Origin of the sequence: Shewanella mangrovisoli (assembly GCF_019457635.1) — a bacterium.
Taxonomy (GTDB): domain Bacteria; phylum Pseudomonadota; class Gammaproteobacteria; order Enterobacterales; family Shewanellaceae; genus Shewanella; species Shewanella mangrovisoli.
This window is the reverse complement of the sequence record NZ_CP080412.1, coordinates 3,795,998-3,809,406: the sequence shown is the minus strand read 5'-3', so window position 1 is coordinate 3,809,406 and position 13,409 is coordinate 3,795,998. Positions and strand designations below refer to the sequence as shown.

The window sequence follows — 13,409 nt, the reverse complement described above, 5'->3', positions numbered from 1 at the left end:
TGTCGGCGCGTCATGAACTGATGAGATTTATTATCTTCCCGTGAGCTTTACTTGCTTGAAGTGTTTTTCATAACAAAATCAGCGTACTTGCTTACATTCACTCCCTTTTGTTTACCTAGGTTTGTGCCCCGTCGCACGGTTTAGCTCTGTCTAATCCTTAGAATTCGTGTTTTTGTTTTTACCAAGGGAACGAATCGAATGAAATCTAAACTCTTAGCCGTGACGATTGGCGCACTGTTAACCACACAATTAACCGGTTGTATGGGACAAATGGGTCTGAGCCAAATGGTGACTAAGGGCAACTTAAGCGCGGTGGATAACCGTTATGGCCGTGCTGGCTTATTTATTCTGTTAAGCCCAGTGTATGGTCTGGCGGCGACAGGCGATTTGTTTATTGTTAACACTATTGAGTTTTGGACGGGCAAGAACCCGATCACCGATAAATCCCCTGCGGTCGTTGATATGCCTGTGGATGCGATTTTTAAGGTGAATCCCCATATGAGCGATGAGCTGAAATCGGCGCCCGTTAAACTGACTCAGGCGCAAATTGCCTATCCCGATGAGCACACAGTCACTATGACCTTAGCCTACGAAGATGGCAGCTCTCAGTTATTGTCGGGCCGTAAATCGGGGGATGATGTGGACTTCTTCCTCGACGAGACTTTTATTGCCCGCGTGAGCAACCAAGAGCTGGTGGCCTATAGCCAAAGTCGTTTACAAGGGTAAGCACTGAGGTGTGAAGATTTAGAGGCTTAGGCTCAGAGTTAAGCATTTGGCTAAGCCAACCCATTAATTACGATTGATTAATGAGTTGGCTTTTTTCTTTCGTTTTATCTCATCTCAATACACGGTGAAAAAACGCCACGGATTGTTGATACATTTGCAGCGCCAGCGCGGGATCGTAGCGCTCACCCTCATCACGCATAAAGGCATGCTGAGCATTAACCTCTAACCAACTGAAATTGCGGTTTTTAGCCATCAATTGTTGGTGGATCAATACCCGACCTTCGGGTGATACATGGGGATCTTGCTTGCCAAACACTAACACTAATTCCCCTTGAATATCGCCGCTGCGACTCAGCGAGTCATTGCCATAGGCACAGGGCAGGGTATTGGAGTGAATGTCGGTCGGATAGAGGCAAAACGCCCCCAAAATCTCGGGATTAAGTGCGGCGCGGTAGGCTAAGTGGCCACCAATACACACGCCCATACTGCCGACTTTACCGGTGCAATAACTTTGCTGACGGGCAAAATCGATAAGGGCTTGGGTGTCGCTATCGTGCTGCTCTAAGGGTTTGGCAAATTTATCGGCATTGCCTTTATCTTTACCCACATCGTCGTAGGCCAGCACTGTGCCGATCGGATTTAGCTCGTGGAAGACTTCTGGCACTAACACCACAAAACCATGGCCTGCGAGAATAGTCGCGGTGCGGGCGATGGGCGCGGTTTGCTGAAAAATCTCAGAATAGAAGAGGATACAGGGGAATTGCCCTGGGGCATCTGGGCGATAGACATAAGTGCGCATCGGCCCTGTGGGCGTGTTGATATCCTGAGTTTGCTGAGTCACTAACATATTTAGTTTCCTCTGTGAGGCTTCAATGTTGAAGCCTCACTTTAGCAGTCAGGTATGGTTCTGTCAGTTAAAACAGTTCGTTACCAGAGCGCTCGCCCGCGAGTAGGGCTTTGACGTTGCTCAGGGTTGTGTGGGCAATCGCGCCTAATGCTTCTTCGGTGAGGAAGGCTTGGTGACCGGTAAAAATCACGTTATGGCAGGCGGATAGGCGACGGAACACATCGTCCTGAATGATCTGGTTCGACTTGTCCTCGAAAAACAGTTCTTTTTCATTTTCATACACATCAAGCCCTAATGAGCCTATCTGGCCGAGCTTTAAGGCTTCCATCGCATCGAAGGCATTGAGCAGGCCGCCGCGGCTGGTGTTGATCACCATGACGCCGGGTTTCATCTTGGCAAAGCTTTCTTTATTCAGCAAATGGTGGTTATCGGCGGTTAATGGGCAGTGCAGGCTGATAATATCGCTGTTAGCGTAAATGGTGTCCAGATCCTGATATTCCACATTGAGCGCTTCTACCGCAGGATTTGGGTAGGGGTCAAAGGCTATGACTTTACAGCCAAAACCGAGCAAGACCTTAATCGTGGCGACCCCGATTTTACCTGTGCCTATTACGCCAACGGTTTTGCCAAACATGTTAAAACCGACTAAGCCTTCGAGGGAGAAGTTCGCATCACGGGTGCGTTGGTAGGCCTTATGGATTTTGCGGTTTAGGGTCAGCATCAAGGCGACTGTGTGCTCGGCCACGGATTCGGGCGAATAGGCGGGCACGTTGACCACTTGCATGCCTAGGCGTTTGGCGGCGACTAAGTCGACATTGTTAAAACCCGCGCAGCGCATGGCAATGATTTTAGTGCCACCTTTGGCAAGCTCGACTAACACTTCTTCACAGAGGGAATCGTTAACAAAGGCGCACACCACCTCAAAACCTTCGGCAAGCTTAACGGTTTGCATGCAGAGGCGATAATCGAAATACTCAATTTGCGCACCAAATGCGGCATTTGTACGGTTAAAATGCTGCATGTCGTAGTGTTTTGCGCTAAAAAATCCAATTCTCATTTCAATCACCTAAAGGTTACATTGTTACTGGCACTGAGTGTATGTGACTCGGCGACATTTGTCCTCTGGTGATGAATTTACCCCGTAAAAAGAGTGAGCTTTGTCATCAATTGCGCAAAAAATCATAAAAAAAGCGAGCCCCTGACGGCTCGCTTGTACTGATAAGCTTGAAGATTCAAGCTGGGCTCCCATGGGTCGTGCTATGTGAGCCTTAGGTTAGTCCCTTAACCTAGAAACGTTTGATATTAGTGATCTTTCGAGTATTTCGCGGCAGATGCACCCGCGATGCGGCCGTAGGTCACGATATCAGAGATAGCATTACCACCTAAACGGTTAGCACCGTGAACACCACCAGTCACTTCGCCAGCAGCGTATAAACCTTCGATAGGTTTACCGGTTTTATCACTCTTCACTTCGGCTTTAGTATCAATAACGATACCACCCATAGTGTGGTGAACCGCTGGCGCGATTTCTAAGGCATAGAAAGGCGCAGTGGCGATTTCACGTGGCAGGTTTGGACGTTCGAATTGAGTGTCTTTGCCTGATTTCACAAAACCGTTGTAAGAAGTAACGGTTTTCGCCAGTTCAGCGGCAGGCACATCGAGTTGTTTGGCTAAATCTTCGATGGTTTTACCTTCTTTAACGATGTTCAAGTGAACATAGCCTTCGATGGCTTTTAAGCTCTTACGGATAGAGTCATCGAATACGAGGTAAGCGCTTTCGCCTTTTTGTTGCAGAATCGCAGCAGATGCTTTATCACGGGTAGTGATTTCGTTCATAAAGCGGTTACCGTCACGGTTAACCACGATGGCACCGTTACCACGTACCGCTTCGGTGATCATCACACCACCGGCTGGTGAGTAAGTTGGGTGAGCTTGGATGTATTCTAAGTCACGAGTTGCTGCGCCCGCTTGCAGCGCAACGTCTAAGCCGTCACCAGTTGCACCTGGGTGGTTAGTCGCTTTAAAGCCTTTTAACTTAGGATCGTACTTAGCGACGCGATCATTGTTTTTCGCAAAACCACCAGCAGCAATCACGACCGCATCGGCTTTGATCACATAGTAGCCAGTGTATTCACCTTTCACTAAAACACCGGTCACTTTACCGCTTGCATCTTCAAGGATGCGTACAACACGGCTGTTTAAACGAATGTCTGTACCACGTTTAACGGCGTTGTCCCACAGCACTTGTGCAACGTGTGCGCCCACACCCGCACCACCAGTTGGACGGTGACTACGGTTAACGCTTGCGCCACCCATACGGCCCACGTCAGTCATGTCGGCACCCATAGAGGTTAACCAATCGATAGAGTCTGAAGAGTTGTTGGCTAGAACTTTCACTAATTCAGGATCGTTGATGTTACGGCCACCTTTCATGGTGTCGTCGATCATGATTTGTTTCTTATCTTCGATACCTAACTTAGCCTGTGGCTTAGTTTCTGCAGCGTTCATACCGCCGGCAGCCAGTTTAGTGTTACCACCTGGAATAGGTTCTTTTTCTAACAAAATTACTTTTGCGCCAGCATCACGGGCTGAAACGGCGGCAGCAAGACCTGCACCACCCGAACCGATAACCACGACGTCAGTGGTTTCTTTCACGCCAGCGGCAATGGCTTTATCTTGAGCCGCTTTGTCTGCATCAACAGGTACAAACTTACGTTCCCACTTGCCGCCAAATGGCATGTCGAAGCCGAAGCTGTGGCAAGCATCACAGTAAGTGACTGATTTTTCGTGGCCTTTGTGGCAGCTAGTACAAGCGATTTCACCGATTAAGTGAGATTTGTGCGGAGAAACTTTATCTTTTGGCGCTGCTGCAGCCAGTTCTTTTAAATCACCGTGGCAGCTAACGCATTGGGCATTTTCATGGGTCAGGTTGTCGTTGGTCACGCCACCTTTGTCTGATACGTGGCAGCTATCGCAGCCGCCCATTTCACCGTGAAAATCGGCTAGTACTTCTGGCGCGGCATAGGCTGTGCCTGCCATTGCACCAGAGATCAGCATGGCTAGTGCTGTTTTTTGAATCTTTCTTGTGAACATAATCGTTCCTCCGCCGTACATTTCATCTACTTAATAAGGGTTATTCATCATGGCGTGATATTTATATTTTACGTAGCTCACGCGCTTTTAGAGTATTCTCCATGAACAAAGTTACCACTATCTAAAGAGGTATATGCGTGCTTAGGTCACATAACGATTGTTACAGTGAAAATTACATAATTGAAATGTGCAATATGGCTGAAAATATTAACGAAATTGAAGTTAATCACTCAGTGAATACGGTATAACTTGCGTGAGTTAACATATTTTGATGGGCTAAATTATCATTGCTGAATTATTGTGGGAAAATAATGCGTTGTACGGGTGATTTATTTTAACGTGCTAATTTATATGTTTATTTTCGGTTTGATTATTTAGTGTAAATATTCGAATATTTATCCTGTGAGTATTCAGTAAATAATCAAATCTCACCAGTGTTTTTTGAGAAAATATAAAATATTTTTTCCAAAATGTTACTTGAGTGGTGCTAAGGGGTTAAATCTATGGCAAGGCAGCAGATGTCTGAAAAACGTTTTTGGGTACAGCGGCTGAGTAAAACAACCCTAAGAGCTTTACATATATTGGGGATTGCTGGAGCGGGCGGCGGAATATTACTATCCGTTGAGAAATCCCTATGGCTCAATTATTGGTATCTGGCGATGATTACTGGCAGCATATTGATGTTGTGGGAAATTATTCGAGATTGGCGTTGGTTAATTCAGCTCAAGGGGGTGTTAACCCTCGGGAAATTAGGGCTGCTTTGCCTGTTTGTGCCGCTTGCCAACTACAAGCCAGAACTGTTTATCTTAGTGTTATTTTTATCTGTGATAGTATCCCATGGCCCATCGGGGCTGAGGCACTATTCGATAGTGCATCGCAAACAGATAGACACTAAAAAAGAGATAAAGGGATGACACACGCCACACTCAGCACGGCCTCGAGCTTAATTACCCAGTTTTCATGGCCTGAGCTTACAGGGCTTAAGGTATTGGATTTAGCCTGCGGTTCGGGCCGAAATGGTCTGTGGTTTCTCTCCCAAGGTTGTGAAGTGACCTTTATCGACCAGGATTTGAGTGCCTTAGCCGAGCTGACACACGACAAAGCACATCAATGGCAATGGAATTTAGAAAACGGCAGCGCGCCTCCGTTACCCCAAGAGTCATTTGATATTGTATTAGTCTTTAATTACTTACATCGACCACTGTTTCCGCAAATCGCTGCGAGCCTAAAATCCGGTGGACTGATTGTGTATGAGACCTTTACTTGGCAACAGGCGCAAATTGGTCGACCTCGTAACCCTGATTTTTTACTCACAGAGAACGAACTGCAATCCGTATTTGCTAACTGGCAACCTTTGCATTACTTTGAAGGTCGGTTAAGCGATGCTGCGGGTACTGAAAGTGCCAAGGCGCAGCTAATCGCACGAAAACCCTAGACGTCACCCCATCGCGGGGCGACTGACCGTATCAGTATTGAAGAAGTGTAAGAGGCCAAGGATGTTCCCGTATCCAGAGCAGTATCGTGTTGCCACGCCACCTTTAACCACGGCGCTGATGGTGGCTTGGGCGCTGTTGAGTCACAGCCTATTAGCCGATGCCAGCCCTTTTGCCTTGTATCCGTTATTTATGTTGTTTCCCGTGGTGATTGGCCTGCATCTGTATTTAATTTGGCTGGCAAAGGGAATGAGTCGGCTGGATCAATGTTTCTATGCCTTAGTGCATATTCCACTCGCGTTTGTGGTGTGGACATTCACCATTATGCATGTCAATGGTAATGCCTTTTCTTAGGGCTGAGTCGGGTAGAGCCTCAGGTTAGCCCGCTTAAATGGCAAAACTTCATTCAAATGCCTTAAACAAAAAAGCGCCCCGAACTTCGGGGCGCTTTTTTATCAATCTCTTGCAGGTGCTATTGCAGGTGGATTAGGCCGTCGTGTTGATATTGTGGCCGGTATTTCCCACGGGTTGAGGTGCGGCTGCGTTAATTAAATCAACGGCAATTTGACCTTCCGCCTTTTGCTGCTCTTTGGCTAACTGCGCCACTTTAACGCCAACGGCACCATTTTCTAAGTTAGGCGTGATAGCTTGGGTGTTCAGTGAAATAGACATAACTAACCTCAATTGAAAGCTGAGTCTTTGTATCGGCAAGCTCAGGTTTTACTTTAGTCCTTTATCCCGAGTTTGCCAATCCAAAACCCAGCTAATGCTTATGCCGTTTTATTGGCTTTTGCCGTGAGCAATTTGCGACTGAGTACTATGATGGCGGTTAAACCTAATGAGCCTAGAATTAATCCCAGTGCCAGCCCAACACTCTGCAGCGCCGTGGGATCTAACACTAGCGCGACACCCATACCAAACATCATCACACCGGACATCAGCTTGAGTGCTTGACCTTCTTTTTCGGTCAGCTTGCGTTTACCTAAGGTCGCACTAAACACAATCACAATAATCGCGAGAGGGATTACATAAACAATATTGTATAAAACCAAATACATATAGCGCTCAATGTCCGGCAGGTTATGCATGGATAGCACGCTGGTATAAATCATCGGGAAGCCCGCAGTACAGAGTAGCTCGTAGGCATTGGCTAAAATGGCCAGCACGGTTGAGCCGACAATCAGCGCGCCTAAGCTGCTGGAGTTCGACAACTTGCCCATACGTTTGATAAGGCTAGTGCGGTTTTCAGCCGACATTGACAGGGTGACGTCACCCTTAGTGAAGAAGTAATCCTTCACGTTTATCGTGCCAGCGATCAAGGCTAAGATCCCAGCGGCTAAAATGATCATCCCGCCATCGCTGCCAGCGCCTAACAGTTGGAAGATGTTTAGCCAAGCCGTCATAAACAGGAAGTAAATAAAGCCGGAGAAGAACACGAAGATGCCGCCGACTAACAGCATACGACTGCGGCTCTTAGCGTTAACCATAATCGACAATAAAAACAGCAGCACGAAGAAGGCGCAGGGGTTAAAGGCATCGACACCCGCCAGCACTAAGGTGAGCAAGGGAAGTGACATGGTCTCAGGCGTCACTACACCCACAAGTGGTAATTCAACGGGTTGCACTTCGGCTTGATCGTTACTTGTAAGGCTGGTGGCATCACAGGTGCCTTCGCCAGAGTCGGTTCCACAGGTGCCAAACAGGGGCTCACTATTGGTCGGCGCTGCAGCCGTTGTTCCTGTGGTTGGCATATCTGCTTCACTCAGCTGGCCGCCAAGGGATAAGTAACAATTCTTCAAGCGATTCACTAAAAACTCACCAGTCACCGCCTCGCTGGAATAACCGACAATGGCTTTCTCGCAGCTGGCCATATAAGGCACAGAGCGAGCCTCTGTCGTGGTTTTGGAGGCGATATTTTGCCAAATATCCTGCACGCCAGGGGCTGAAACCATATGGGATTCGAGTTCTATCCAAGGATATTTCTGCGGCAGTGAGTCGATAAAGGGATGGGCCTCGGCGCAGTGCGGGCAGGTTTTCGACCAAAAGAAGTAGAGCTTGATCTTCAGCTCACCTTGGGCGTTCACATAATGCCAAGTTTGGTCCGGGTTATGAGTTTCTTCGGCCCAGCTCGGTGCGCTTAGCATGGCCAGGGCAAGGGTGCATAGCAAAGCGAATTTGGTTAAGTATTTAGTCATAGCGCCTCCACAATCGTGGGGTTATAGGTATTTAAACGGTTCTCTGACTACTACTCTACTGAATTCAATCCCCTTGATTAAATTGAGCATTAAGAAATGTTAGTTAACTCGCGATTAGCTGTTTTTTGGGAAGTTAGGCAGGTTTATGTGAAGGGCGATTCGCGGCAGATAACTAAAAAGCACCCTGAGGTGCTTTTTAGGCGATAGTGACTGTTGTCTTATGGGCTTAGTTTAACGCCGCGCCATTAACACTCAGTTTTACATCGATATTATTGCGAGTGGCGTTGGAGTATGGACACACTTGATGGGCATGACGTACTAAGGCTTCGGCCTCGGCTTGGGGAAGGTCAAGATTCACCTCTAGGGCGACGGTTAAGGCAAAGCCTCCCGCATCATTGGCGCCAATGCCAACTACTGCGCTGACCGGTGCTTCAGTAATAGCTACTTTGCCGATTTTGGCTACGTGTAAAACCGCATTAGAGAAACAGGCCGCATAACCCGCTGCAAACAGTTGCTCAGGGTTGGTTGCTAATCCACTTCCGCCCATCGCCTTTGGATAGGCGAGTGCAACATCGAGTAAACCATCATCGGTACTGACTTGGCCTTGGCGACCCGCTCTGGCGGTAGCTCGAGTTTCATATAATGTTTTCATATTTCGTTCCTCATAGTGATAAATAATAATTTAAATTGCGCGCAATTCAATTGTGGTAAACTATAATTCGATTTTTACCCTGAATGCAAGTATATTGTGCGCAATATATTTAAGTTTTTTGATAAGACTATGCCTAATTCAGAGTTAACATCCTTAGATAAAACGTCGGATACGGCGGAAAATACCCAAGCAGACAATGCCTTATGTTTAGAGAATCAGGTGTGTTTCTCTCTTTACAGCGCAGCCAATGCCATGGTGCGCGCCTATCGTCCTATGCTCGATAAGTTGGATTTAACCTATCCCCAATACTTGGTCATGCTAGTGTTGTGGCAGGAGCAGGGGATCAGCGTGAAGACCTTAGGGGATAAATTGTTCCTCGATTCGGGTACGTTGACGCCTCTGTTAAAACGTTTAGAGTCGAAGGGATTGGTGAGCCGTGGACGCAGCGAGCAAGATGAAAGGGTTCGAGTGCTCTGTTTGACGCCTGCCGGGCAGGCGCTAAAGCTTGAAGCGAGTGAGATCCCGCATCTGATGCGCTGTAAAATTGGTGCTGAGATAGAAGATCTTAAGGCGCTAAAATCCATGTGTGACAAAGCCTTAAAGCAATTGCACGCCAGTATCGAATAGTGTGAAAGCCAATCTGTGATAGCAAGGGAGTGGAACATGGATAAACGCACCATCAAGGCGTCGGGATGGATAAAGCCGATATGAGTTCATACGATATTGCAATTATCGGTGGTGGGATCAGTGGTGTCGGTATCGCCCAATACGCAGCGGCGGCGGGGTATTCGACCCTGCTTATCGAAAAAGGCGAGATAGGCGGCCAAACCTCGGCCAATTCCAGCAAGTTGATCCACGGTGGGTTGCGATATCTTGAAAGCGGGCAAGTGAACCTTGTGCGCAAATCCTTGCAGGAGCGGCGCCATCTGCTCGACTTCGCGCCCAGCTTAGTCAAAGCCGTACCTTTTTATATTCCCGTCTATCAAGACAGTCAGCGTAACCCTTGGACAATTCGGGCGGGCTTGAGCCTATACGCGCTACTCAGCGAATTTGATCCACTTGGCCGCTTTGTATCTATTCCCGCCGTGCATTGGCATCGTTTTAACGGGCTTAAACTCCAAGGTTTGAAGGCAGTGTTCCAGTATTGGGACGCGCAAACCGACGATAAATTGCTGACCCAAGCGGTTGCCCGTAGTGCCGAGGCATTGGGCGCCCATGTGTATGCCGAGGCGGAGTTTTTACAGCTTAATCACCTGGGTGAGCAGATTGACCTAAGCTTTCGACATCGCGGCGAAGTGCAGCAGATTGAGGCTAAGCTGGTGATTAATGCCGCTGGTCCTTGGGTGAATGAGGTGATAGCAAAGGTGTCACCGCCACTGGCAGGAGTCGAACTTGATTGGGTGCAGGGCGCGCATTTACTGCTGGATTTACCGGCCCCCGACGGCATCTTATATTTAGAATCTTGCTTCGATAAGCGGGTGATTTTTGTGATGCCTTGGTATGGTCAAATGCTAATTGGCACCACGGAAACCGAGTTAACATCCTTAGACTCGCCGCCCCAAGTAACTGAGTCTGAAATAAATTATCTATTAGGGATTTATCGGCACTACTTTCCTCTGTCGCCATCCATTGATGAACTCAAAACCAAGATAGTGCAGACCTTTTGCGGTGTGAGGGTATTACCTAAGCAAGCGAGCTCTGCCTTTGAGCGCCCAAGGGATACCCTAATGCAAACCTCAGTTTCTCATCCGAGATTACTGAGTCTCTACGGCGGAAAGCTCACAACTTTTAGGAGCACCTCGGCCGAAGTGCTTGAGTGGGTTGAACAAAAACTCGGAAAACGCACTCCCATCGCCGATATAGATAGCCTGAGATTAAGTTAATCTGAGCCGGACTATCGGCCAATGCTGCACTTCAAGGTGATTTTTCGGCGTAAAAACGCTAAAGTGTGGCGCTTTTTGACTGGGGCCTTAATGTGTTTGTTATGCTTCAGTTGTCATCCAAATTTCACTCGCCATCTCAATAGATAAGATAGACGGGCACTGCTGTGGGTACGATGCTGTGAGTACATTAGTACAATGTGGGTATTTTGAACGAGGCCAATGCCAATCCTGTCGCCATATTAAGCTCCCTATGGCGCAGCAACTGGCGGCCAAAACCCAAGAATTGCAGCAATTGTTAGCGCCTTTTGTCGATAAGACCGAACCGCAATTTTTACCACCGGTTGTGGGTGACAGCAGCGGTTTTCGTAACAAGGCGAAAATGGTCGCCTTGGGCGCAGCCCATACGCCTGTGTTGGGGATTGTTAGTCCCAGCGGCGAAGCGGTGAGCCTGTGTGACTGCCTGTTGTATCCTACTGATATGCAAGCTTTACTCCATCGTTTAGAGCGCTTTGTGCAGCAGGCGGGCATTCCGCCTTACCGTGTCGATAAGGCCAAGGGCGAGCTTAAATTTATCCTACTGACGCGCAGCCAAGTGCGCGGCGAGTATATGTTGCGGTTTGTGCTGCGCTCGCGGGATGCCATCGCCCGTATCGAGCGAGAATTGCCTACGCTGATGGCGGAATATCCGCAGATCAAAGTCATCTCAGTCAATTTGCAACCTATTCATATGGCTATCTTGGAAGGTGAAGAGGAGATTTTCCTCACCGAAAACACTCGCCTCGAAGAGCGCTTTAACGATGTGCCTTTGTTTATTCGTCCCAAGAGCTTTTTTCAAACCAATCCGCAGGTGGCGGCAAAGCTGTATCAAACCGCCCGTGAGTGGGTGGCCGACTTCGCGCCAGCTTCCCTTTGGGACTTATTCTGTGGGGTAGGTGGCTTTGGTTTGCATTGTGCTAGCAAGGAAATCCCACTGACAGGGATTGAAATTGAAGCCGAAGCTATTGCCTGTGCTAAAATGTCGGCGCAGTTGATGGGATTGGATAAAGTAGAGTTTATGGCGCTCGATTCCACCGACTTTGCCAAGGGCGAGGCGGCGCAAACGAAGCCTGAGCTGATTATTGTCAATCCACCGCGCCGCGGGATTGGTGAGTCCCTGTGCGATTCCTTAAGTGAGTTTGCGCCTAAGGCGATTTTGTATTCCAGCTGCAATCCTAAAACCTTAGCCAAAGATCTCGGCCATATCCGTGGCTATCGGTTAACTAAGGTGCAGTTATTCGATCTTTTTCCTCACTCTGATCATTTCGAAGTGTTAGCCTTATTAGTCAAAGACTAAACCTCAGCACTCAATTACTCGGCGTCAGTTTCGGCTTTAGGCGTTAAGGCATCGTCCCAGCTAATGCTGATTTCGGCGCCGCCTAAGGCCTGTGAGCGGCTTAACTCCAGCGTGCCATAATGCCAAGTGGCAATTTTCTTAACGATATATAGCCCTAAACCATAGCCACTGGTATCACTCTGCTGGCTATCCCGCTCGAAGGCCGCCACCAGTTTTTTGCCTTTGCCTTCAAACCCCGGACCATCATCCTCAACACTGATCCGATTTATGCCACCTTGCTGATGGAAGTGGACATGGATGTCATGTTGGGCGAAACGCATGGCATTTTGGACTAGGTTTTGAATCGCAATCGTCATCGCAATCGGGTCGAAGTGGGCCTGCTGCGCCTCATAGTGAAACACAATATTAAACTTAGGTTGGTAGATAGCATATTTGTGGGCCAATTTTTCCATAAATAATTCAATGGATTGTGATTCTTGGCTGAGGGTTTCTTCCTTATGCTCTAGGCGAGCAAAAGACAGATAATTCGCTGCAAGTTGTTCAATATCATCGATATCTTCATTTAAGCGGTTAGCGTAATTAGCATCGATTTGTGGCCGAATAATTTCCAGTGCAAAGCGCATTCGCGCAAGAGGCGTGCGTACCTCGTGGGAGATGGTGCGGGACAGCTCCTTATGCATCTGGATAAAGTCGACGATTTGGTGGCTAACACTGTTAAAAGCCTTAGCAAGCGGGAAAATTGCCGAGTGTTTATGGATATCCTGAGGTCGTTTACGCGGGGCTTGGCCAAATTCGATAGCTGCCTGCTGCAAATGGTTAAGATCCCGAAATACCGGCCAGATCCACCAGAGGGCAACCAAGCAGAGTGATGAATATAATCCCAATAAAATCAAACTTGTATTGCGCTCCTTCGGCACAGGTGTTTGCACTGGGCCTAGCACTAAGATATGGCTGCTATCCTTATCGAGGCGATAATAATAGAGCTCATTACTGCTATGGCGCAGGGCGATTGTCGCCCCCTGTTGCAGTGAGGATTGCAAATTTTCTGGCAGCGAGAGAGAGGCAACGGGAATGCGTTTTATCTTAGGTAGTTGCTCATCATAATTTTGCAGTAGGTCGTCGACATCGATTTGGTAGTTGTATTCGTCGTGGGCGAAATGCTCGGCGAGCTGACCAAAGCTCCAGATCACGATTCCGCAGGACAGCAGTAAAAAGATAAACAAGCGGTAGAACTGAAATTTCATTTG

Annotated in this window: 14 protein-coding genes; 7 read left to right on the top strand and 7 right to left on the bottom strand. The window is 48.0% G+C overall.

Translation table 11 applies throughout. The annotated features are described in order from the left end of the window. Positions 1 to 198: 198 nt before the first annotated feature. A complete protein-coding gene (locus K0H60_RS16645) occupies positions 199 to 726 on the top strand; it encodes a DUF3332 domain-containing protein (RefSeq protein WP_220056420.1) in 528 nt (175 codons plus the stop codon). Positions 727 to 835: 109 nt separating this feature from the next. On the opposite strand, the gene K0H60_RS16640 is transcribed toward K0H60_RS16645, so the two are convergent. The 3 genes from K0H60_RS16640 to fccA all read right to left on the bottom strand — a co-directional run bounded on the left by K0H60_RS16640 (position 836) and on the right by fccA (position 4,666). After that, on the bottom strand, positions 836 to 1,573 hold the full coding sequence (locus K0H60_RS16640; RefSeq protein WP_011621601.1) for a dienelactone hydrolase family protein: 738 nt from the start codon (positions 1,571 to 1,573) through the stop codon (positions 836 to 838). Positions 1,574 to 1,640: 67 nt separating this feature from the next. After that, a complete protein-coding gene (gene ldhA, locus K0H60_RS16635) occupies positions 1,641 to 2,630 on the bottom strand; it encodes a lactate dehydrogenase LdhA (protein ID WP_011621602.1) in 990 nt (329 codons plus the stop codon). A 245-nt stretch (positions 2,631 to 2,875) separates the two neighbouring features. Continuing rightward, on the bottom strand, positions 2,876 to 4,666 hold the full coding sequence (gene fccA / locus K0H60_RS16630) for a fumarate reductase flavoprotein subunit FccA (protein WP_220056419.1): 1,791 nt from the start codon (positions 4,664 to 4,666) through the stop codon (positions 2,876 to 2,878). Positions 4,667 to 5,169: 503 nt separating this feature from the next. Here fccA and K0H60_RS16625 point away from each other — a divergent pair. From K0H60_RS16625 to K0H60_RS16615, 3 genes are all read left to right on the top strand, one after another. Next, positions 5,170 to 5,580 carry a hypothetical protein gene (locus K0H60_RS16625; protein WP_011718121.1) on the top strand — a complete coding sequence of 137 codons (411 nt, stop codon included), beginning with the start codon at positions 5,170 to 5,172 and terminating at the stop codon, positions 5,578 to 5,580. Next, positions 5,577 to 6,101 (top strand): class I SAM-dependent methyltransferase, encoded by a 525-nt coding sequence (locus tag K0H60_RS16620; RefSeq protein ID WP_220056418.1) that lies wholly within the window; start codon positions 5,577 to 5,579, stop codon positions 6,099 to 6,101. The genes K0H60_RS16625 and K0H60_RS16620 overlap by 4 nt, the downstream gene beginning before the upstream one ends. A 61-nt stretch (positions 6,102 to 6,162) precedes the next feature. Further along, the gene (locus K0H60_RS16615; protein ID WP_011621606.1) at positions 6,163 to 6,453 is read left to right on the top strand and encodes a hypothetical protein; all 291 of its coding nucleotides are present in this window, start codon (positions 6,163 to 6,165) and stop codon (positions 6,451 to 6,453) included. Positions 6,454 to 6,585: 132 nt separating this feature from the next. Here K0H60_RS16615 and K0H60_RS16610 read toward each other — a convergent pair whose 3' ends face one another. The 3 genes from K0H60_RS16610 to ohr form a co-directional block, all read right to left on the bottom strand. Further along, positions 6,586 to 6,771: a hypothetical protein gene (locus K0H60_RS16610; RefSeq protein WP_011718119.1), complete on the bottom strand. Its 186-nt coding sequence runs from the start codon at positions 6,769 to 6,771 to the stop codon at positions 6,586 to 6,588. A gap of 98 nt (positions 6,772 to 6,869) precedes the next feature. Beyond that, positions 6,870 to 8,294 (bottom strand): cytochrome C biosynthesis protein, encoded by a 1,425-nt coding sequence (locus tag K0H60_RS16605; protein ID WP_220056417.1) that lies wholly within the window; start codon positions 8,292 to 8,294, stop codon positions 6,870 to 6,872. Between the two features lie 226 nt (positions 8,295 to 8,520). Then, complete coding sequence (ohr, locus tag K0H60_RS16600; protein ID WP_011627089.1) at positions 8,521 to 8,946, bottom strand: organic hydroperoxide reductase Ohr; 426 nt, start codon at positions 8,944 to 8,946, stop codon at positions 8,521 to 8,523. A 129-nt stretch (positions 8,947 to 9,075) separates the two neighbouring features. Between ohr and ohrR the strand changes: the two genes are divergently transcribed. From ohrR to rlmC, 3 genes are all read left to right on the top strand, one after another. Then, complete coding sequence (gene ohrR / locus K0H60_RS16595) at positions 9,076 to 9,573, top strand: transcriptional regulator OhrR (RefSeq protein ID WP_220056416.1); 498 nt, start codon at positions 9,076 to 9,078, stop codon at positions 9,571 to 9,573. 80 nt (positions 9,574 to 9,653) lie between these two features. Beyond that, complete coding sequence (locus K0H60_RS16590; protein WP_220058189.1) at positions 9,654 to 10,829, top strand: glycerol-3-phosphate dehydrogenase/oxidase; 1,176 nt, start codon at positions 9,654 to 9,656, stop codon at positions 10,827 to 10,829. Between the two features lie 178 nt (positions 10,830 to 11,007). After that, positions 11,008 to 12,162 carry a 23S rRNA (uracil(747)-C(5))-methyltransferase RlmC gene (gene rlmC / locus K0H60_RS16585; protein WP_220056415.1) on the top strand — a complete coding sequence of 385 codons (1,155 nt, stop codon included), beginning with the start codon at positions 11,008 to 11,010 and terminating at the stop codon, positions 12,160 to 12,162. Between the two features lie 14 nt (positions 12,163 to 12,176). Here rlmC and K0H60_RS16580 read toward each other — a convergent pair whose 3' ends face one another. Then, positions 12,177 to 13,406, bottom strand: a complete 1,230-nt coding sequence (locus tag K0H60_RS16580; protein WP_088210289.1) for an ATP-binding protein — start codon at positions 13,404 to 13,406, stop codon at positions 12,177 to 12,179. Positions 13,407 to 13,409 lie beyond the last annotated feature (3 nt).

Excerpts from the sequence above, each read along its gene's own strand:
- ldhA (WP_011621602.1), bottom strand. The coding sequence starts at position 2,630 with ATGAGAATTGGATTTTTTAGCGCAAAACACTACGACATGCAGCATTTT.
- K0H60_RS16615 (WP_011621606.1), top strand. The coding sequence starts at position 6,163 with ATGTTCCCGTATCCAGAGCAGTATCGTGTTGCCACGCCACCTTTAACC.
- K0H60_RS16605 (WP_220056417.1), bottom strand. The coding sequence starts at position 8,294 with ATGACTAAATACTTAACCAAATTCGCTTTGCTATGCACCCTTGCCCTG.
- K0H60_RS16640 (WP_011621601.1), bottom strand. The coding sequence starts at position 1,573 with ATGTTAGTGACTCAGCAAACTCAGGATATCAACACGCCCACAGGGCCG.
- K0H60_RS16590 (WP_220058189.1), top strand. The coding sequence starts at position 9,654 with ATGAGTTCATACGATATTGCAATTATCGGTGGTGGGATCAGTGGTGTC.
- K0H60_RS16610 (WP_011718119.1), bottom strand. The coding sequence starts at position 6,771 with ATGTCTATTTCACTGAACACCCAAGCTATCACGCCTAACTTAGAAAAT.
- K0H60_RS16620 (WP_220056418.1), top strand. The coding sequence starts at position 5,577 with ATGACACACGCCACACTCAGCACGGCCTCGAGCTTAATTACCCAGTTT.
- K0H60_RS16625 (WP_011718121.1), top strand. The coding sequence starts at position 5,170 with ATGGCAAGGCAGCAGATGTCTGAAAAACGTTTTTGGGTACAGCGGCTG.
- K0H60_RS16580 (WP_088210289.1), bottom strand. The coding sequence starts at position 13,406 with ATGAAATTTCAGTTCTACCGCTTGTTTATCTTTTTACTGCTGTCCTGC.
- ohr (WP_011627089.1), bottom strand. The coding sequence starts at position 8,946 with ATGAAAACATTATATGAAACTCGAGCTACCGCCAGAGCGGGTCGCCAA.
- fccA (WP_220056419.1), bottom strand. The coding sequence starts at position 4,666 with ATGTTCACAAGAAAGATTCAAAAAACAGCACTAGCCATGCTGATCTCT.
- ohrR (WP_220056416.1), top strand. The coding sequence starts at position 9,076 with ATGCCTAATTCAGAGTTAACATCCTTAGATAAAACGTCGGATACGGCG.
- K0H60_RS16645 (WP_220056420.1), top strand. The coding sequence starts at position 199 with ATGAAATCTAAACTCTTAGCCGTGACGATTGGCGCACTGTTAACCACA.